Annotated in this window: 8 protein-coding genes and 4 tRNA genes; 8 read left to right on the forward strand and 4 right to left on the reverse strand. The window is 59.8% G+C overall.

The genetic code is table 11. The features are described from left to right. Nucleotides 1–31: 31 nt before the first annotated feature. The 4 genes from HU766_RS03865 to HU766_RS03880 all read left to right on the forward strand — a co-directional run bounded on the left by HU766_RS03865 (nucleotide 32) and on the right by HU766_RS03880 (nucleotide 514). Nucleotides 32–107: transfer RNA gene (locus HU766_RS03865), tRNA-Gly, on the forward strand. A gap of 92 nt (nucleotides 108–199) precedes the next feature. Then, a tRNA-Glu gene (locus HU766_RS03870) sits at nucleotides 200–275 on the forward strand. A 3-nt stretch (nucleotides 276–278) separates the two neighbouring features. After that, nucleotides 279–354 (forward strand) — tRNA-Gly (locus tag HU766_RS03875). An 84-nt stretch (nucleotides 355–438) separates the two neighbouring features. Then, nucleotides 439–514, forward strand: a tRNA-Gly gene (locus HU766_RS03880). 53 nt (nucleotides 515–567) lie between these two features. Here the strand turns inward: HU766_RS03880 and HU766_RS03885 are convergent. The 4 genes from HU766_RS03885 to HU766_RS03900 form a co-directional block, all read right to left on the reverse strand. After that, nucleotides 568–2,070 carry a hypothetical protein gene (locus tag HU766_RS03885; RefSeq protein WP_186653696.1) on the reverse strand — a complete coding sequence of 501 codons (1,503 nt, stop codon included), beginning with the start codon at nucleotides 2,068–2,070 and terminating at the stop codon, nucleotides 568–570. A gap of 71 nt (nucleotides 2,071–2,141) precedes the next feature. Continuing rightward, nucleotides 2,142–4,100 (reverse strand): autotransporter outer membrane beta-barrel domain-containing protein, encoded by a 1,959-nt coding sequence (locus tag HU766_RS03890; RefSeq protein ID WP_238338556.1) that lies wholly within the window; start codon nucleotides 4,098–4,100, stop codon nucleotides 2,142–2,144. A gap of 430 nt (nucleotides 4,101–4,530) precedes the next feature. Further along, nucleotides 4,531–6,528 carry a hypothetical protein gene (locus HU766_RS03895; RefSeq protein ID WP_186653709.1) on the reverse strand — a complete coding sequence of 666 codons (1,998 nt, stop codon included), beginning with the start codon at nucleotides 6,526–6,528 and terminating at the stop codon, nucleotides 4,531–4,533. Nucleotides 6,529–6,582: 54 nt separating this feature from the next. Beyond that, complete coding sequence (locus HU766_RS03900; RefSeq protein WP_186653711.1) at nucleotides 6,583–11,367, reverse strand: RHS repeat-associated core domain-containing protein; 4,785 nt, start codon at nucleotides 11,365–11,367, stop codon at nucleotides 6,583–6,585. Nucleotides 11,368–11,557: 190 nt separating this feature from the next. Here HU766_RS03900 and HU766_RS03905 point away from each other — a divergent pair, with 190 nt between their 5' ends. The 4 genes from HU766_RS03905 to HU766_RS03920 all read left to right on the forward strand — a co-directional run bounded on the left by HU766_RS03905 (nucleotide 11,558) and on the right by HU766_RS03920 (nucleotide 21,054). Further along, nucleotides 11,558–13,309, forward strand: a complete 1,752-nt coding sequence (locus tag HU766_RS03905) for a hypothetical protein (protein WP_186653713.1) — start codon at nucleotides 11,558–11,560, stop codon at nucleotides 13,307–13,309. A 27-nt stretch (nucleotides 13,310–13,336) separates the two neighbouring features. Continuing rightward, the gene (locus HU766_RS03910) at nucleotides 13,337–15,799 is read left to right on the forward strand and encodes a hypothetical protein (RefSeq protein WP_186653715.1); all 2,463 of its coding nucleotides are present in this window, start codon (nucleotides 13,337–13,339) and stop codon (nucleotides 15,797–15,799) included. 50 nt (nucleotides 15,800–15,849) lie between these two features. Beyond that, the gene (locus tag HU766_RS03915; RefSeq protein ID WP_186653718.1) at nucleotides 15,850–18,123 is read left to right on the forward strand and encodes a hypothetical protein; all 2,274 of its coding nucleotides are present in this window, start codon (nucleotides 15,850–15,852) and stop codon (nucleotides 18,121–18,123) included. A gap of 351 nt (nucleotides 18,124–18,474) precedes the next feature. Beyond that, nucleotides 18,475–21,054, forward strand: a complete 2,580-nt coding sequence (locus tag HU766_RS03920; RefSeq protein WP_186653720.1) for a hypothetical protein — start codon at nucleotides 18,475–18,477, stop codon at nucleotides 21,052–21,054. Nucleotides 21,055–21,062 lie beyond the last annotated feature (8 nt).

Genomic DNA, 21,062 nt, shown 5'->3' on the forward strand with positions numbered 1-21,062 from the left:
AGGGGTTCGAGTCCCCTAGGGGACGCCATTTGCGGGAATAGCTCAGTTGGTAGAGCACGACCTTGCCAAGGTCGGGGTCGCGAGTTCGAGTCTCGTTTCCCGCTCCAGTTTCTCCGGCAATGCTTAACGGCGGGGCAGGAAAAGAAAGCCCAGGCTGAATCGTGAGGTTCAATACCTGGCGCACTGAAAAGTGTTGTGTGTCCCCTTCGTCTAGTGGCCTAGGACACCGCCCTTTCACGGCGGTAACAGGGGTTCGAGTCCCCTAGGGGACGCCATTTGCGGGAATAGCTCAGTTGGTAGAGCACGACCTTGCCAAGGTCGGGGTCGCGAGTTCGAGTCTCGTTTCCCGCTCCAGTTTAAATACTGTGGCGTCTATGCGGTACAGTGGTGGTGAAGGTCTTCAGGGCGTTCACGCCGGTAGCGGTAAAGCTTCACAATGCGGGAATAGCTCAGTTGGTAGAGCACGACCTTGCCAAGGTCGGGGTCGCGAGTTCGAGTCTCGTTTCCCGCTCCAAACATGAAAAACGCCACTCTTTTGAGTGGCGTTTTTTTTGTCCCGTTCGGGGCTCAGGGCAATTGATCGACCAGGGTGGCGCTGATCAGTGGGAAAGGTATCCAGCTCTGCTTGTCGTCGAAGCTGACCTGTACCTTGACCACGAACTGGTAGCCGCGCTCCAGCCCCTGCAGGGCCGTTTTGCTCACCGACCCGACATCGATCACCGGTCGCTCATCGGGTACAGGCATCTCGGTGACTATTGGGAGGGTGACCCGCTCCCTGATATCGCCCAGTTTTACCCCTTCGAGCCACACCGTCACATACTGGGACGCCGCCATGAAGCGCCACGACTGCAGGGTGAACGTGGCGCTGTCGCCCAGGGTATCCAGCACCAGCAGGTTGCCGCGGATCTCCAGGCACTGGATGATCGGCAGCCCGGTCAGGGTGGTGATGCGCAAGCGGTGGGTCTGCGAGATGTGGTTTTCGCCTTTGTAGTCCTTCAAGGTGTAGTCCAAGGGGATTGTCTTGCCCATGCCATGGGCGACGTACTGCCACGGGATGTGATACGCCTGCACGTCTGGTTCGGCGGGTGTGCTGGTCTGGTATGCGCCGGGGGTGCCTGGTTCGCCCCAGTACACAGTCACTTCTTCGTCATCGCCAACGATCACGCTGCTTGGCAGCGTGAATGTCACATAGTCGAGTGTGTTGCGCGGCAACAAGGTGCTGGTGTGTGTTGCGCCATCGGCTTCGAGGATGCGCGGGGGTAGCAGAATGCGCTCGGCCGGCGTGGCAGTGGTCTGCAGGCTTTGCGCCAGTGAATACTGGATGGCAGTGCCAGCACGGTCTTGAACTTCGTAGCGCGCATAGCACACGCCGTTGCTGAATTGCCGAATGAAATCACCAGGGATAGCCAGCACCAGTGGGTTGTCCAGGTCCAGCAGTTCGCGGGCATCGACCTGCTCTCTGCCGTTGGGCGTGTCGCTCCAGTACCAATACAGCGTGTCGCCAACCTGCCTGTCCTGGTAGGCCGGCACCTCGCCCAGCAACTGATCGTCGTTTTCATGGAGGTAGCGGTCGGTGACGCCACCGAGCATGACCTCGTCCGGGAAGATGATCTCGTTGGCCTCAGGCAGTCGGGGCGGCTGGTTGTCGATGGTGATCGTCAAGGCAAGCGAAGGCGTGACGCTGCCATTGAATATCTGCACCTCGTAGTGCAGTTCATGGGTGCCATGGGTCATGTGCTGTACTGGCACCCTGATAAGCCGTTCATGAGGTTGCACCGGCTCGGTAAAGACGCTTTCAAGTATGCATTCGTTGTTCCAGTAGAACCTCAGGTACTCGGGGTCGTCTTCACTGGGCTCGGAAATGCCCCACATCTCGATCTCGACGTCGAGCGGCAAGGACGTGGCCGCAAAGGGCAGGAGGTTGCTGGGCATGCCGGGGGCATCAGGGAGCAATGCCGGCACCCTAGGCTCCAGGTAATACACAACCTCGGCCATGTCGGCGGGGGAGAGGCGTCGCGCGGTAGCCTGGGCCTTTTCCGCAGGCGTATTGGGTGTTTTCGCTTTGGGCATGGTCTGTTCTCCATTCGGTTACCGCGCTCGAACAAAAAAGGGAAGGCCTGCGCGGCCTTCCCTCATGTCTGTCACCAGTTGTATCGCACCCCTAAGTTGACGCCCCAGGGCTGCTCCAGTTTCTCGCCGTTGCTGTAGTCGAACTCGGCGTGCCCGCTCCACTTGTCGGTCCAGGCCGCTGCGACCCCGACGCCTACTTCACCGCGCGAGCCTGCCAGGTTGTTGTTGAACCGGTTGCCGTTGACCTTGACCTGGTTGTCGTCGGCAAATTCGTGCACGGCGGCGACGCGGGCATAGGGTTGAATCATGCCGCCGTCGGCCAGCTCGAACGTGCGACCGACCAGAGTGCCGACCTTGCCTTGCAGCGAGTGGGCAGCGCCGCCTTCGGCGCGCATGCCATTGTCGAGGGTGTAGTCTTTGCCCTGAACTACCAGCCCTGCGACCTGGGCGAAGGGTTCGATGAAGTAGCCGTCGGCCAGGCGCATGTGACGGCCGACCTCGAGAGACGCGCCCACGCCCAGGTTCTGGTAGTCGCCCTCGGTTTTCTTACCGTCGCTAAGGCGAACGTCAGAGTCATTGTCGAAGCGGTTGATCCGCGCCACACCGTCGAAATACCAGCCGCTCTGCGGATCGAACCAGGTGGTGTAGGCGCCGACATGGTAGCTGTCGACCGTGGCCGAGGAGCCGCGCGCCAGATTCAGGTCGGACTTGCTGTAACCTGCGGTAACGCCGACCAGCCAGTTGCCGTCGCCGGCAGCCAATGGCGTATCGGCACCGAACGAAAAGCCTTGCTGGGTTTGCTGGTACGTCGCGCCAGAACCGTTCGCGACATTGAACTGGTTACCGTAGGTGCGTACCCAAGCTCCGGCTTTGGCGCCGTCGCGACGTACTTCGCCCATGCGCCCCCGCAGGGTGGTGAGCTCGCCATACCAGATGGTCGGCGCCGTGTTGAACAGCGCCATTACCGATTGCGTGCCCGGGCTCACAGCACGTGTAGCCAGGTCGAGGTACCAGTCGTTGCCCGCACCCTTTTGCACCAGGTCATAGGAGTAGGCACCCAGGTCCACCGGGCCACCTTCGAGCGAGAAGCGCGCATCGCCACTGGCGGCGTGCACCATGTGCAGGTCGCTTTCGCCGAGCACTTCATTGCCACTGGCGGTGATCAGCAGGTTGTGATCACCCGTGGCCTGGCCGCTGATTTCAAGGAAGTCAGCCTGGCCATTGGCGAAGTCCGCTTCCATGGCGAAGGTGCCGTTGCCTTGCAGGTTGTCCAGTTTCAGCGTGAGGAACTCACCCGGCGAGCCGAAGCGCACGGTGCCGCCGTTCATGGCCAGGTCGCCTACCTGCCCATTGCCAACCATCGTCCATTCGGCGCCGCTGTCGATGGCCAGGTTCGCGACATTCTCCAGGCGGCCGACCAGGGTGGCAGTGTTTTCCAGGGTGACGTTGGCAGCGCCGCCTTCGGCCACCACGATATCGCCGACCAGGTGGCTGTCGTTGACGCGCAGAGCGGCGCTGGCGGCATCGGCCACTTCCAGCAATACGCCGTTGCTGGCGCCGAGGCTGGAGCCGTTGAGCACGTCAATTTGTGCTGCTGCAACGCGTCCTTCGCCGCGCCCGACCCGGATCGCCGAGCCGTCGAGGCCCTCGACGCGGCTGTTGTCGAGGACCAGTGTGGCTTTGCCATCTGTCAGGCCCGAGCCATCGCGTACCCATACCCCATTCCTGCCACCGCTGACCACGCTCTGGTCGCGGGCGATCAGGGTGCCGTCGAACAGTTCGGCGCCAAACCCATTGGCCGCGATGCCGCGCAGTTGGCTGCGTTCGAGCTGCACTGTGGACTGGTTGATCTGCGCCCCGCGCAAACCGCCCACGAGGGTACTGTCGCTGATACTTGCGCGAGCGCCCTGGTTGGCAATCAAGGCGCGGCCGCTGCTGCTGACAAGGGAGCGCTGCACGATTGCATTGGCGTTACTGAGCGTGAGGCCAATCGAGCTTCGGCTGCCGGGCTCGACGCGGGAATCACTCATCACAAGTGAGCCGCCTGCCTCGACGTCAATATACAGCACGTGCGCGTTATTCGCGGTCAGGGTTGCGGGTGAGAAGACACGGTAGTTGTCCAGCGCGCTGCTCGCGTCGATCAGCGTATCGTCAACAATGTTTTGCTGGGCTACAACAGGAGTGGCTACCAGCCCTAAAGGGACGGCAACGGCTGTGTTAATAAATACCGTGAGTAACTTTAACTTGAACGTAGTGGGATTCGACATGGAATACCATCCTATAATTGTCTCAGCCTCGAAGGGTTGTGAAGTATGTGAGGCTTGGATGTTCAGCTTAAAGTTATAAGTTATCTTGATATGTAGGAATTATCCTACATGCCAAGGTAATAATTCTGAGTCTTGGGTGAAGTAAAAGCAGGGCCGCGTGGTACCCTGCTTTACAGGAGGTGTCGTTTTGCCGTCAAGGAATGCTACACGAGGAACCCCCTTCAGCAATGCTCATACGTTGTACCGCCCATTCTGAACTCAAGCCTGGGTCATCTTCCTTGTTATAGCGTACCCGGGCTCGAGCCCTGATTTGGTCGGGTGGGTTGAAGGTGGGTAGCAGATAATCTTTGTAGGGCTTAACTTCCCAGATGAAACCGCCGATGTGATCGACGTCTAGCGTAATGGTTTCGTTCCACTGGGCATCTATTACGGGATCGGAGCCGTCGGTCTCGCTCGCACCCCACCACGGTTCCCAATAAAGCGTGATTTTTTCACCTAGAGTGAAATGGCTACGCAGGTCCGGGATAGCAACCTTGAGCGAGAGTTCAGCTCCGCTATTGGCCAGTGAATCGCAGTTGATCCAGTTCTTGACCACACCCTGATACACAGGGAGCGGAAGAGTGATGATCACGGCATTGGCATTGACAAGTTGCACCTTCGACTGCTGTTCATTCAGCGCATCATCGGTTTTGCGTATGGTGTAATAGAGCTTCAGCTCGGAATTGTTGCTCGCCTCAAGAATATACTCCCACGGCAAAATTCTCTCCACCGTCGGTCCGTCGGAGGTGTCTACGGTGTAGCGTGCCTCAGTGACTAATATGCCCTCCCAATAAAAGTCGACGACTTCGCCATCCTGAGCATTGTCATAAAGTTCGAACAACAGTGTCGCATCGATGTTGGCATCCGAGTGATCAAGTTTGTTCAGTCCGCCGGAGCCACCACCAATGACTGAGGGAGGGGGCAGCAGTGGGTTGATTGGATCGGGCCAAGTGGGGTCGGGATCGGGACGAACCGGCCCGACGATGCTGAAGTCGACATCCACGCTGATTGGCTGCGAGGGGAAGGGGACTTCCCCCCGTAGAATTGCATACTTCACCGCCGTGGCTTGAGGTACGTCCGTAGCGGTGTACTGATCATGCAGAATAGGATTCGGCACATTGATATAGATTGGGAATGGCTTCGCTCCGACGGGCTCTATTACCAACGGTGCAGTACCCCAGGTGATGGCAATGTGGTCTGTTTCCCTGGCATTATCGTAGGTCTGGATGAGAACCGTTACGCCTTGGATGGCGTCCTTGAGATCGATCAGGTTATCGGCCTGCGCCAGAGGTACTTCAGGCAATTGCAGATTTTTTGGCAAGGCACCCAGTGTCACATTTAACGGGGTGGCAAGCGATATCCGGCTTTTGTTGTGAGCTTTGTCCGTTAGATAATAGGCGAGGTAGTATTTGCCATCCTTCGCCTCTTCGATGACGGCTCGTGGTATTAGTACTTTCGGAGCCGCAACGTCAACCGGCCCCCGGTGAACAGGCGTCGAGTAATCGTCATGCTCGCTAGGGAAATGATCGAAGTAGAAGACCTGATAGGTATCGCCCTCCCTGGCGGTATGATAGGTGGGAATCGAGGCCGTCAGGCCGTTGGGATGGTCCGCGAGGTAATCGTCGTCAATCACCGCGATGGGCAGTGAAAGTGCGTCCAGCTGGCCGTCAGGCAGAGTCGGATTGTAAGGTGCAGTGCGGTCACAGATAAGCGGTACAATGCTTGAAAATACGGTACTAGAATTAAAAGTTACAATCTTGTAACGCAGCCAAAGTCGTCCCTCGGCGAGCTGGTTCAGGGGCACGAACATTTCGAGGGGGAAGTCGCTGGGATCGGCTGGCCCAACCACCTCTTTGGATTCGCCGATATCTCTGAACGTAGAAGGTTCAAGGCCGACCGTGGAAATTTGGAGTTGAACCGTTTCGGTGTCATCTTCCTCGGGGAGAAACTTCCAGGCAGGAATCTGGATCAGAAGATCAGCACTTGCGGCCTCTCGGGAAAGTGTGCCATCTGTATGGTCAATGATCCCTGGGACGACGGGAGGGAGTTCAGTCAGTAATCGACTTAGATACGCTGTTCGCGCGAGTCGATAGGCGCGGCGATCCTGTTCTGCGATTTGACGTTTACTTGAAGAGTTAGTGGGCGTGTTCATGTGCATCTCCCAATGTGCGAAGTAAGTGTCGGCGAATACCGACGGTTTCTCGGGTCACAGGGTTGTTATCCAACTCATACTCCCGCCACGCGGTGTAAATAAGTCAGAGTCGAATGAAATCAGTGAATGTGCGCGCTGAGGCGGACGTGGCAACAGGGAGTGCCGCCGCAAATCAGTCTCGTAATCGGTGACTCTCGCCGATCTGATAAATCGGTTAGTTCCGTCTATGTTCTTGCCCTGCACTGGCGTTCCTCTGAGCGAATAGGAACCCGACCTGAACGAACGCACGCTTGAAACCAGCGAACCGACGCTCTTGACAACCGCTGGCGCAAACGCCAAAGCCGTCGCCGCCAGCCCGAACCAGGTCGCCATTTCCCCTGACTTCTCATTACCGCTGATGGCGTTATCAAGCTGATACCCCGTCGCTACTACCGTGGCTGCAGTCGCAGCGACGTGTACTGCAGCAGTCGCGATCAGCTTGCCTGCGGCGAAGGCACCCACGACTTTCCAGGCGGCCGCTGCGGCAATCACGGCTTTGCCTGCGGTGACCACGGTGGCGATGGTCGCAACGATGGCGATGCCGACGAACAACCATTTGAGCCAACCGTGTTTTTGCTTGGGTTGTTCGCGTTCGGAATCGTAGGTGATGTCTTCGTCGGGGCGCCGTGGGCGTGACGACACATGGCCGGTGGGGTCCTGGAAGGTGATCGGGTTGCCTTGACAGTATCCGTAATAGTTGAGGCCCCCCGCACCGAACGGGCTGAGCGAGTCCGGGCTGTAGAAGCGCATCAGTACCGGGCTGTAGGCGCGGTAGCCATTGCCCAGCAAGTAGCAGCCGCTGGCGGGGTCGAGCACTTCGCCATTGAAGCCTGCATGGGCTTGTGCGCTGTCGACGCTATGGGGCTGGCCGTAGGCGCTGTAGGCAATGCTGCGCTGCTGGTCGGCCTGGCTTTCGGCGATCACGCTGTGGCTGGCAGCGGTGTGCAGCAGCAAGGTCTGCTCAGGCGCGTCGGCCTGTTGCTGGCCAAGCGGCTGGTCGCCCAGGTTCAGGTAGTGCGTCTGGGTCGCACCCCGCACCGCCAGGCTCAGCCGGTTGCCTTGGTACAGCAGTAGGGTATCGTCCTGGCCCGTGCCCGAGGTGCCCAGCAGTTGATTGTGGCCGTCGTAGCGATAGCGCTCGATACGGCCATTATCTTCGCTCGACAGCAGCCGGTTCTGGCTGTCATAGGTCAGCTGGCGGCCGCGTTCATCCTGGGTGAGGTTACCGTTGCGGTCATAGCGGAACGTGGGGTTGGGGGTAGCCCGGGCCGGGGTATAGGTGATACCACGCAGCTGGCACGGGTCATCTGCGGCATAGCGGTACTGGGCGCGTTCCCTACCGCTACCGCCGGCGAACGTGCTGGTGCTTTCGACGATGTTGTCGTAGCCATCGTAGGTGAACGTCTGCGAGCTGATTGGCCGCCCGAGGGCATCATGCGGCAGTTGCAGGCCTTGGCACTGATGGCGGACCAACTGACCCCGTGGGTTGTAGCTGAACGTCTCCTTCAGCAGGTCTACCTGCGCCTGTTGCAGGTGGCGTTGTGCCAGCAAACCGTCCTGGCCCCAGGTCTGTTGCAGGCTGCGCTCCGGCTTGCCAGGCTGGCGCCAGGTGCGCCTGCATTCGCGATCCTGGTCGTCGTATTCGATCTCGGTTTCCAGCGATTTACCGCTGTGCAGGTCGCGACTGGTGACCCGTTGCGGCCGCCCAAGCAGGTCATAGGCGTACTGGATCTCCAGGTGGCCTTGGCGCAGTGTCGATACACGCCCAAACTGATCGTACTGGAAAGCGCTGACCAGGCCATTGTCTTGCGTGGTGGTCAAAGGCAGGCCCAGCAGGGAGTGGTCGTGGCGGCGGGTCCAGGCGAGTCCGGACGGTTGCTGCAGGTGCTCTGCCGTCAGTTGATCGTTGATGTTGTACTCGTACTGGTACTCACTGTTGCCATTGCTGCACGCCGTGACCTGGGCACTCACCGGGTCGTAGACAAAACGTGCTTCATCATCGCTCGCGCTGCTGAGCAACGGATAGAGGGTGTGGCTGAGGGTATAGTCGTAAACCACTTCGCGGCCATCGGCGACGACCTTGTGCCGAGCACGTGATTCACCGCCCTGGTAGTGGTAATGCTCCAGCCGTGGGCCGCTGCTGTTTGCCTTGAGGCGATCGAGGCCGTCGAAGAACTGCGCGCCGACTTCAGCACTGCGGTGGAACTCATTGCCGGGCTGAACAAACACACGGATCGGCAGGTCGGTTTCGCTGTGCCCTGCGTAATCCCGGCTGACCAGGGTGTTATCAGGCAAGCGGGTGCTGAGCATCCGGCCCCAGGCGTCATAGGTATAGTGTTCGGCGTTGCGCCGCTCATCGAGCTTGCGCAAGCACCGACCCAGCCCGTCGTAGTACCAGCTCTGTTCCGCCTGCTGTGTGCCGTCGCTGTTCAGGCGCAGGGCCTTGACAGGGTTTTCGAACAGGTTCAGCCAGGTTTGCTCACGGGCGCTGACCAGGTCTGCCTGTTGCCGCCAGCGCTGGATGATTTTGCCCGAGTGGCTGGCGTTGCCCAGCGGGTCGGTCTGCTCGTGCCATTCGACACCGTCGGGTGCGACGGTGCACCGGCGCTCACCCCAATGGTCGTACAGAAAACGCTGTGTCAGTGTCAGGCGCTGCCCATCTGCAAGGTAGTCATAGCGGTCTTCCCGAATTGGCCGGCCCTGTTCGTCATACGCCGCATTCAGGGTGTCGACGAAAACTTCTGGCCGTTCGGGGTAAACATGGTCGCGCTGCTCCCGAATGACCCGCCCAAGGCCATCGAGCAGGCTGCGGGTGCACACCTGGCGGGCATCGCTCACCTGTTGACTGGCCTGTTGGTTGTCTTCGGCGCACAGCGCATACTGGTAGTGCCTGCTGGCTTGGTGAGGGGTGTCTTCAGCGACGGTCTCGCGCACCAGGCGGCGCAGTGCATCGTGTTGGTAGCGGGTCTCTACACCGTCGCCATCACGGCCCAGGACCTGCTCGCCGGTGAACAGCGAGCGTTGTTCCAGCGTGGTGCGTTGCGGGCCATCGTAGCCGGTCACCAGCGTTTCCACCTGCAGCACCGTTTGGCTGGGCGCTGTGCCGGCTACCGTGCGATAACGCCACTCGGTGACTGTTTGCAGGGCGTTGCTGACCTGCACCTTGCGATAAGGCCGGCCATGCTGGGCCGGGTCGGTCGGGGCGTCAGTGTGGTGATGCTCGATGCGGCGCAGTTCCTGCTCGCCTTGGCTCAGGTCGAGCAGGGTTTCAGTGCGCAGGGCGTGCCAGCGCGGCAGGTCGCTGCTGGCCAGTGCCGGGAGTGTCACATACCGGTACTGCTGGCTCAGGATGGGCGCTACCCCTTCACCTTGAGCGGGGAAAGTAACCTGCGCCTTGAGGTGACGCACGAACCCTTCGGGGTCGGCGGGGTGGCCATCTTCATCAATCGGGTTGCCATCGTCGTCGCGAATGACCTGGTACCACTCAGAGGTCTGTGTAACGCCGGTGGCTTCTGTTCGACTCAACAGGTTGCCGTGCGTGTCATAACGGCTGGTGACCATCTCGCTACGATGCGGACGGCTGCCGTCCGCCAGCCGCCACTGGCGCTCTTCGGTTACAGGCAACTGAAAGCTCGGCGGCTGTTGAGCGAAAGGCTTGTGGTAGTCCACGTCGTAGCGGGTGAACTGCGTATTGATATGGCCCTGTTCGATCGACGTTTCCCGGGTTGTCAGGTGGAAGCGGTCGAAGCGCCGTTCGATGCGCCGCAGTTCCTGGCCATCGACTGAGATTACCTCGTTGCTGCCGTACTCGTATTCACCCAGCAATTGATACAGGTTGTCTCGCCCTGAATCATCCCAGCCGATGCTAGTGCTACCGCCGATGAAGTTGTTTCCATCGGGAAACGTGTACTCGATACTGATGGGCGGTTGGCCGAAACGGGGCTCTATGCGGTGAGTGGTGACCCGCGGCAAGGGGGTGCGGCCGCTGCGGTTGGGGAACTGATGCCCGCCATCGTCGTAACTCAGGTATTCGCGTGAACCCGTCGGGGTGCCGACCTCGCTCATGCACAGATGGCCGAACACCGTTCGGTAGGTGTAGCGCCAGCTGGCCATTTCGGCCGTTGGCAAAACGATCGTGGCCACCCGATTGTCGCTGCCTTGCAGCACCATCCGGTACCTCGCCAAAGGGCCGCCGTCTTCACCCTGGTAGGGGTGTTCGTCCAACTCGATACCGCCGCCGTCCCTTTTCAGGCTGAACAGCAACCGGTCGCTGCCGTCTTTGATAGTCGCCAGCACGGGGTGGGTGCTGGCGAACAGGACGTAATCGAAGTTCAACCGGTGCCCTTGGGGCGAGAGCAGGGTCTTGGTCAGGTACACCTGGCGATCGGCGCTACCTTGCTCGGTGAGGATCTCCACCACCCCCGAGCGGTGCACCACACGCAGGCCATCGGCCCCTTCCTGGTAGACATGGAAGTTGTCGAGCCGCTGCTCCTGCAGCGTCATCGGTCGTGTGCCCTGGTCGGTGATCTTGAACGACTCGCCGGTACTCAACGACAGCACCTGGTCGTGGGGCGTGAACTGCGAAACCTTCAGGTTCCAGCCCATGCCGTAACCCGAATCCTCGGTATTGAGCGGGCTGAAGAACAAGCTTGGCTTGAACGCCGGCCCCTGTCCGTCGTTGCCACCCAGTTCTGACAGTTCGATCGCCACCGTGTACTGCCCGGTGCGAGGATCGACGCCGCCTGAAATGAAACTCATGAAGTTCATTGCATTGGAGTGCACGGAAGTCTTGATGGTCATGGTTCACCTTCACGTGGGATGGTCGTGACAACCGCTTTGCCAGTCGGGGGTCACGCTAAGGCCACGCTGCTGCGCTGTCACCTGGCATTTTTGCCAGTTTCGCCACGTTGTGGCGAGCGTATATAACTCTCGCCATTGATCACCGGCACTGCTCGAACGAGCAAGCGAGGCATGTATGGTTTCAAGACCCGTGCTACCCCATATTCCGCTATTGCGTGATGCAAACATCGATGTGGTCGAGCTCAATGGCGGCGCCCTCGAGACCTGGATCAACCCCGGTATGAGCGCTGGCGATCCCATCACCTTGAACTGGCGCGGCTGCACCGCCGATGGCGATGTGGTCGACCTGCTCGGTTTAGAGTGCCCGCAAGATGTCGACCCGGTGCGGGGCGGCAAGGTGACCATTCCGAATGGCGTCCTGGTCAGGTTGTCCGGAGGGTACGTGTTCTACTCCTATGCACCGGGTATGCGAGTGGGGCCTGACACCGAATCGCTGCGGTTGTTCTTCTCGGTCGACGGCGTTGCGAACACGGGGTATTCGTTGGGCGTTGCGCAGATCGCGCAATCGCACGATCTGGTGCTCGAAATCGGCAAGCTGAATGAGGACCAGACCGTTACGATCCCTCCCTATGAATCGATGTCAGTGGATGATGAGCTGGTTCTGACCTGGCAAGCCTATAGCCGCGACTTTCCCGATCAGCCCTACAAAGGCCGTCACCCTGTCGGGGCGCATGACATCGGCCATCCGATCAGCATGCAGCTCCCTGTCGAGTATGTGTGGGACCTTCGAGAAGGCGACTACGGCGACCTGCACTATGTCATCACGTACTCCAACGGCAGTACCAGCGAATCCCCGACACAGCGTTTCGTCGTGCAGTCATTCGCCTCGCCCGAACGCCTGTTGGAAGCGCCGCAAATCCCCGGGTACGACGGCAATGGTTACTTGAACCCCGATGACTATCGCGAGGGTGTTCCGCTGGTCATAGCGCCTTACCCCGGAATGCAGGCAGGTGACCAGATCGTCGTGTCCATCAACGGCCGTGATCGCACGGTGCGCGGTGTGCGCATGGATATGAGCAACATCGATAGCCAGCGCCTGTTGGTGTTGTTGGAGCCAGGTTGGCTGAGCGAAGAGCGATTCGGCCAGGCGTTCGAGATCTATTATCAGTATTCCCGTCATCGTCAGGCACGGCGTTCGCTGCCGTTGCAACTGACCGTGCGCCGCCCGCTGTATCTGCCTTGGCCGATCATCGAAAATGCGGTGCCAGACGGCGGCGATGATCCGAACCAAGCCACGCTGCATCCGCGCGATGCGCTCTGGGGGGCCCATGTACGTATTCCAGCCGATGCTGAAACAGCCGGCGCGGTGGTCAAGATGCACTGGGACGGGCATGCCAGTACTGGCTCAATCATCATCGATACGCCCTCTGCCGGTGATCCTCGACGGTATCCCGTCCCTGTCTCTGCCATTCCAGCGAACATAGGTAAGCGTCTGCGGGTGTATTACACCGTCACGCCACCTGGTGAACAGGCTTATCCCTCCGCAGCCTTCGACCTGCGTGTCGATGATTATGCACAGGACGTTTATCCGCTAATCAGTGGTCGGGATATCAAGAACAGCGAACTGAGCCTGGCGGATGTGCAGGGTGACAGTAGCCCGTTCACCTTGGCCTCCTGGCCCTTCATGGCTGAAGGGCAACTGCTGCGTATCCAGGCCTTGGGTAGACGCGGGCCGAACGATGAGGTGTCGATCTGGCTGCGTGACAACCTGCCGGTCAGCGAAGAGGAATATTACGTCAGCGAGATTCACGCCCAGTTGCCGAAAAGTTGGCTGGAAAGCCTGCAGCTTGGTCGGGAGTTTCTCATCACGGTCGCAGCAAGTTTCGACGATGGCGAAAGTTACAAGCCTTTTCGCTCCGTGTCTGCACGGCTCGTGCATTAACCATCACTTCAACGTGAGAACCTGCACATGAATAACACATTGCCTGCTTTGCTGAACTGGATGCGTGAAAGAAGTCGGTTATTCGACTGGGACATGATCGTGTCGCTGGACCGCGCCAAATACAACAGGCTGCTCAGCCAGGAATATATTCGTCGTTTCGATACCCAGTCTTACTTGCCGCCAATCAGCGGCAGCATACCGATCATTAATGAATACAAGGTATTCATTCACGACTTCACCCTGGACCGCCCGCGTCTATCGTTCGAGAACGCCAACCTGAACGACTCCAAGGCACGCCTGCGCATGTCGGTCATCGCTGGGCAGCAGGTGGATCTGCAAAATCGTCTAGGCAAATGGTATGTCCAGAGGCTCGACTTCATCGGCCCGCTTGCAGGGCCCGAATTGAAACTCGATCTGCGTTTGGGTGACGTGCCAGGGAATGTTGCGCAAGGGGGCGAGATCAGCCTGGACCTCAGCCAAAGCGACAATTTCGAGTTGAGCTTTGCTGATAGCAATAGGGCTAAGGAAGAGGGCGGGGCCTTTTTCCGGGAACTCTTCAGAAAGTTGCCGCCTGCGCAGCGGATGTGGTCTGCGGGGCAGATTGCACCAGGGCTGGAGCCGTTGTTGTTCCCGCAGAGTTTTCGCCTGCGCACCCAGGCGCACCCGGATCAAGCGCCCGGCACCGACGAGGGCGATGGCGCTGTGCTGGGGTTCGTGCGCATGGCAGGCAGCTATGAGGGGTCGCTGCCTGAGACGGATTCAGACTTTCGCTACCTGATCCCCGACGAACCCAGCTACTCGGCGACCGTGCTGCTGGACCGCCAGCGCATCATGACGGCCGAGTTGTTGCGCCAGTTCCGCGGGCTACTGACCGACGCAGAGTTTGAACTTCACTACAGCGAAGGTAAACGGCTTGAACGTATTTCGGCGGTGAACGGGCATTACCTTCATCCCTACCAGGAATTTGATACGGTCGGAGACCCAAAGTTCAGGCTGAACGGCGAGCAAGTCCTCATTTTCATGAAACATAGCGTCGACGTCACCCCAGCGCCCTTGAAAAACAACTTTCACTGCGTACTTGAGGGTAATGATCTTCATCTGGAATGGACAATCACCGCTCTGGCCTCCGTGAAATTGCTGAAACTGGAGGATACGCACCAGCTCTTCACTGAGCATGACTGGGAACAATTTTCAGTTGTCGATCAGCCCTTTTCGCTGCGGGTGAATGCCCATTATGAAATGGGTATTGGCGACACAGGAACGCTTCAACTGAAGTCGCTTGATGTCAACGACATCACACCGCCTGTTGACATACCCGACCATGAGGTTCCGTCGGACAGCGACACGACCCTCCAGGCTTCGCGGAGCAGCGACGCGACCCTCCAGACTTCGCGGGACACCTTGATGGGGTTGTTAGTACTCTACTACGTGTTTTTCGTTCTATTTACGATCCGTGGCCACCTTAGGCCCACTTACGAGACTGCCATCAGAGCCCGCCTGGCCAAGGATATGCCCACGGGCCTGCTGACCGAAGCCCTGGTCCACGATACAGTGCGCTTGAGTTTCGGCGGCGCTGTGATTGGGCATGAGGTGCAGGCGCCTAACGACATCGGCCTGTTCGGCGCGGTCAGCCCGTCACTGACTACCTTCGACATATCGCCCCTGGAACCGGTGATGGTTCAGGGTACTTCGTTGCAGTTCATCAGCGGGCAGCGTGACGATGCGCTGGATTGGGCGTTGAAATGGGTCGATGGCGCCACAGGCAATGTCGGCAGCATTACCCATGGCAATTACCAGGCGCCCCCCGCAAGTGCCATGGACCGAGACTATCTACGTGTCCGCGTCACCGCTACCGATCCCGTGACGAACTTCGCAAGCTCCGCATTGGTTACCGTGATGCGCCAGGGCCTGGACCTGAGTCCCTTGGTGGAGGTCTGCCCCGTGAAGGCCGAGGTGGTACTCACAGCAGGTAGCCTGACGCCGCAGAACCTCAGCTGGCGCATTCTGGGTGACAGCCCCCATGGCTCGCTGAGCGTCACCACTGGCGCACGCACTCATTATGTCGCTGGGGAGGGGATAGCCGGCGCCGCGTTCCTCGTCGAACAGGTTGAAGTGCAGGACAGCGTGTCCCGGCAAACCCATACCACGTGCGTCATCACCCGCATGGCCACTAGTGCGACCCTCTCAATAGCGCACATGGACTTGGTCAAGGGGGAGGTGCAACTTGAGCTCTATGTCAATAATGCCCCGATGCCGAATGCCGCGTGGTCGGTGCTTGTCGGTCCCGGTTCGTTCGACGCCGACACGTACCGAGTTGATCCACTTAGCGATGCACGTTTCGTGGTGCTCCAAGGGCTCTACGACTTCTGCATCCCGACCTTACCCCCGTTCGCCGACTTCATCGTCCTGCCGCTGCCTCTGGCTGATTTCGAGGCTGAAATGCGAACCCTGTGTGCCCATGTAGTCGGGACGGCAGCCGGCCAAGGCTGACGCGCTCCCGCACGCCATTGCAAGCCTCGTCATCGAATCTGGAGAACGCCATGTCTGGTAACGCATTGCCACTGCTGCTGGCTTGGATGAAAGATCACCCCACGCATGGGGATTGGGACTTCATCGCCGCGCTGTCCCCTGCAGTATTCAACCAGTCCCTGCAGGCGGGCTACGTGCAGCGCCTGGCAGAGCAAGGTGCCATGGAGGGGATCGACGCACGCATCGCCATACCCAGCACGGGGATTACCCATCATCTGTTCGGGTACCATCTGGCGGCACCTGAGTTTGAACTGACCGTGCCTTCCTACGAAACTGCGCGGTTCACCCAGCGCACTGCGGTCGCGGGAGGTGTGCATGTTGTGCGCGACAGCATGCAAGGGGTGATCGGCGTAAGCGCTCACGATGCGCTCGACGGCTTGTGTTTGCGACAGACGTTGGACCTGATCGATGGGGGGCAGACGTTGTCCGCCGACCTCGCACTGTCTGACGACCTGGAGTTGTCCCTTGGCCAATCATTACCGGAACGCACTGCGGGCGGCGAGTTTTTTAAATTTTTCTTCACCAGCTTGCCACCTGAGCTGCGCGTCCAGACCTTGCTGGAATTTGCAGACACCTCAGGTAATGCCTATTTGAGGTCGCGCAGGCTTGGTCTGCGTAGCCATGTCAGTGCAGTCGATGGTCAGCTTGCGGTGGTGTTGTTTGCCGCATTGGAGCATGGCTCCTTTGGGGCCTACCCCGCCCGAGGCTCGAATTTCCCGTTTTTGCTGACCGACGAGCAGGGCCCCGACAACCCGGCAACCGTGCTGCTGTCGCGGCGCCTAGTGCACCGCGCCGCTTTTGCTAACGCTGTAGAGCATCTGCTCGAAGGAGGGCAGTTCGATTACCAGCAAGAGGCGGATGTACGGGTGAGCATGCAGGCGAAGGCAGGGTTGCTGCAAGGCCCAGGTATCCATTACGACACCCGTGACTTTCAGTTCCAGTCGTCCAGTATCAGCGTACCTGTTGGGGCAGGTGCGTTGCCGTTGCGTGTGGACCTGCTCGCAAGCCATGCCGAGCTGAATTGGCAAGCACCCTGCTCGGTCGAGTTTCGTTACAAGCGCCCTGATGCCACTTTATGGAAGACCCACACCGCGACATTCGACTTCCAATTGCAGCACCGTTTCGACCTGTTCAAACCAGAACCTGAAGAGGCTGCTGGCGGCCTGTTGTTGGGGCAGATCCTGTGGCCGGTAAGCGATGCGCCTGAGGTGACTCATGTGTCTGGCCTGCCCGAGCTCCTGCCGGCTTCGGAGCTGGCACAGATCAATCAGTTCATTGCCCTCGCCCTTAAACAGACGATTCTCAAGCGTTTGACCCTGCGACTCACGGCGAGGGTGCCTGAGCAAGTGTTGGGGCAAGTGCGCTTGGCCCGCCATGCGCGACTCGCAGCGCGACAGTTGGAGATGCCCAATGGCCTTGCGTTGTTCGGGTCGTTGCAGTCAGGCAACGACACCTTACGTATCACTGAGCCCTACGTGTTGTTGGCGGCGGGTGACCGGCACAGCTTCGAGATCGACCCGGCGCACCGAGGCACTGTTACCTGGAGTGTGGCCGTTGTACCTGGCAGCCAAGGCCTGCCCGGCAACATCGACGCCGCCACCGGCGCCTACCGGGCACCGCCGGCCCATGGTATGGGGCGCGATGGTGTGCGGGTACTGGTCACGGCGACCGACACCAGCACCCGCGCGCGGACCATCAGCCTGGTGAGTGCGCTGCGCCAGCGCATCACGGTCAACCCTTTGATACGGGTTTGCAGTGTCGGCGATGAAGTGCCGGTGAGCGCCGGCACGCTCGGTGGCGAGCTGCAATGGGCGCTGGTCGATCCAAAACCTGGCAGTGGTGCCCTGCGCCCGGCGGCTGAAGGTACTGGCCAAGTCTACGCCGCTGCCGAGCAGATCAGTGATGCCCCGTATCTGATTGAAGAGGTACAGGCCAGTGATTTGCAAACTGGGGCGGCTGCTTCTTGCCATGTTTTGGTGATGGCAGCCGAGCCTTTGCTCCAGGTGCGCTACACCCTGTTGCCCAACGGGGCGCTGCAACTGCAGGCGCTGATCATGGGCAACCCGGTATCCACTGATGTGCAGTGGCAATTACCGCTCGACGGCCCAGGTGAAGTAACCGCCGATGGCCGTTATCTGCCAGACCCGAGCACCGCTGCGCCTTACGTGCTGGTCATCGCTACCTACGAGTTGCCTTCGCCATTAGGGACGGCCTACGGCTACCTGATTCTGCCCCTGGACGAGCGCTGGGACGTCACTGCTCACGCGCATGCCAACCAACCGTAATCAGTTACATGAGGATGAATCATGGCCAATTCAAAGGAACAATTGCTCCGGCGGATGAGTGAAAGGCCGGTAACCGAGGGTTGGGGGGCCGTCGCTGTTTACAGTCGCTCGCGTCTCAATCATTTGTTGGAACAGCAATACAACGAGCGGCTGGACACGATGCGCTTTCTGCCGTCGTTCAGCCAATCGCTGGCCAGTCCGGCGCCTGCTGAACATCGAATCAAACTGGAGAAAATCAACTTTGGTACGCCTCGGCTGTCTTTCAGCAATGCCTCGCTGAGCAACTCCCGAGCATTGCTTACACTCGCTGTTGTTGGCGGGCGCTGCACCACGTTTGATCAAGCTAACGGCGTGCTGCTGTCCACCTTCAGCGTCACCGAGGCCATGGGTTTTTACCTTGAGATGGAGATCGACCTGGAGCATGTCGCGGGCGAGGTTAACCGGCGCGGGCGGGTTACCCTCGACCTGACCAAGGGCGCGCGAATGGCCTGCAATCTGCTGGCTGAGCAGCCCGTGCTCAATGAAGCGCTGGTCACGGCGCTGCACGCCTGGTTCCAGGGTTTGCCGGGCCGTGTCAGTGCCTTCGACCTGGGCATGATCGACTTCGATGGCTACGACCCGCTCTCGCCGGCCAGCTTCGTGCTTCGCACCCAGGCTGCCCCCGGCGCCAGGATCCCCGGCTCGACAAACCATGGCGATGGTGCGGTGCTGGTGTTCATCCGTGTGCTTGGCGACAGCCACAACGGTGCTTTCCCCGGCGAGGACTTCCCCTACCTTATTCCCGATGGCGACTACTCGGCAACGCTGGTCCTCGCGCAACGCTTGCTCGAGCAGGTGCGCGATGGGCATCTGGAGGTGCTCAGCAGCCTGCTGTTCCCAGGCTCCCACGCCTTTATCGAAAAAGAGCGTAAAACGCCCTTGGACTTGGTGGTGTTCGGCAATATCGACCCGCTGCTCACCACCTATCGTATCGAGCCGGCCGGCGTCGTCATTGAGGCAGGGCAGCGCCAGCAGTTCACCTTGCATGACGGTGCCGGCAAACCCGTAACTGCCAGCCGCTGGCGTGCGGTCAGCCTGTCCAGCCACACCGTGCAAGGCCATGGCGAGATCGACTCGCGCAGCGGCCTTTATACCAGCCCGGCACGCAATGCCATCGGCCGCGAAAGCATGGCCGTAGTGATCACCGCCGAGGTGGACAGCGACGTGACCAACCGTCCTTATGTCGCTTCGCTGCGGGCGCTGGTGACGTTCGAGGCGCTGACGCTCTGCCCGCAGGTGGCGAGCTTCGCACCTGGCCAACAAGAGGCCATCGCCCTGAGCGGGTGGAGCGCTGATGCGGCGCCGGTGAGTTGGGAGCTGATCGAACCTCGCCATGGCGAACTGGCGGAACTGGATGGGCAAAAAGCCGTGTTCGTTCCGACACCCCGTGATGCTCAGCGCTCTCTGGTGGCACAACAGGTGCGGGCGCAGGGCACCGCTGAGGCGACAACGGCCTTGTTACTGGTCAATGGTCAGCAGTTGCTGACGGTAGACCCTCCCTATGCCGCCCATGTGCAGCGCGGCAACAGCTTGCAACTGGCCGACGATGGGCGCTTCCTGGACGCCATTCCACGGCGTTGGCGAATGCTCGCGGGCGATGGCCAGGTCGATGAACGGGGTCTGTTCATGAGTGCGGACCAAAGTGCCAGCCAGAGCAACGTGGCCGTCTGCGAGCTGATTCACAATGGCGTGGTGTACGCCAGTGGCTACAGCGTGGTCAACCAGAGCGAAATGGCGCAGGAAGCGTCCTGGAACTTGTTGAGTGTGTTTAATGTGCGAGTTTTGGGTGGTGCGGACAACGGGCGGCTCGGCAGGCTGTATGCCAACGGCTACCAGCAGCTGGAACTGGAGGTGTTCATCGAAACGGCGCCCAATGGGCAGGATTACCCGTTGAGTGTCGAAGAGCGAGCCAGCCTGAACCTCATGCTGGTAAGAGGGCCTGAGCATGTGCCGTTCCTCGATGAGCAGCAAGAGGGCATTGAACCGTCGGATGAAACGCCTTGGGCCGTCCGGCTCACGGGTAACCGCTTCGACATGGCCAATGCCAACACGGCGCACTCAGAACGGTCGCAGCTGCTCAATGACCGGCAATGGACCACCAGCCTGTTCCTGCACAGCAGAACGTCTGTGGGCCAGAGCCGTGAATTGTATGCGCGCATCCAGAGCGACAGCGGTGCGTGGTATTCCTCCAACGACACCACTGACCCGCGTGCGACGGTGGAGGTGACTGCAGCCGAGCTGCCGCGTCAGGGCGCGGAGGACTACAGTTTCGAGCGCATTCGGGTGGCGGGCGGTTCGCGTAACCCGGGTGACCCTGAGGAAGACGACTTCGATTTCCATTTGCGTACGGTCGACTACTGGACACTCAAATACCGCTATGCGGACTTCGTCAGTTGCGAATTCGTGGCTGTTGAAAATAACCAGGTGCAGCCCGCCAAACTGACCAACCTCTCGATGATCCGTTGGGAGAGCGAGTACGTGGGCGAGTCGATGTTCAGTTACACAGGTTCCATTTTCCATAATCGTCAACGCGGGTATCCGCAGTACGTGACCTTCGACGCGAGCCTGCCGGCCTTGTCGCAGAGGCAAAAGTGGGGTGAGAACGACCTGGAGGTCGGGGCAACAGGCTTTGAGACCGGTGCATTGGTCATTGTCAATGTGCGGGTCGACGACATGCCCTATCACCCGATGGGTGATCCGAATCGCGACTTCGTTTCCAAGCCCGTGGTGGTACTGCTGCACGACAGCAAGGGCAATTCACACTATCGACGCATCGACTACCTGCCGCGCAACACACCGAGTAATCGTAATTACCTGACACAGCTCCGGGTGGAACCCACGCTTGTTGAACCGGGCCGTACCCTCACCGTTGCGCTGGATCTGAAATATTGACATGCCAG

This window comes from Pseudomonas sp. SWRI77 (assembly GCF_014269105.1).
In the GTDB taxonomy this organism is placed as follows: domain Bacteria; phylum Pseudomonadota; class Gammaproteobacteria; order Pseudomonadales; family Pseudomonadaceae; genus Aquipseudomonas; species Aquipseudomonas capeferrum.

Coding starts and splice junctions, on each gene's coding strand:
- HU766_RS03900 (WP_186653711.1), bottom strand. CDS start 11,367: ATGACCATCAAGACTTCCGTGCACTCCAATGCAATGAACTTCATGAGT.
- HU766_RS03910 (WP_186653715.1), top strand. CDS start 13,337: ATGAATAACACATTGCCTGCTTTGCTGAACTGGATGCGTGAAAGAAGT.
- HU766_RS03895 (WP_186653709.1), bottom strand. CDS start 6,528: ATGAACACGCCCACTAACTCTTCAAGTAAACGTCAAATCGCAGAACAG.
- HU766_RS03885 (WP_186653696.1), bottom strand. CDS start 2,070: ATGCCCAAAGCGAAAACACCCAATACGCCTGCGGAAAAGGCCCAGGCT.
- HU766_RS03890 (WP_238338556.1), bottom strand. CDS start 4,100: ATGAGTGATTCCCGCGTCGAGCCCGGCAGCCGAAGCTCGATTGGCCTC.
- HU766_RS03915 (WP_186653718.1), top strand. CDS start 15,850: ATGTCTGGTAACGCATTGCCACTGCTGCTGGCTTGGATGAAAGATCAC.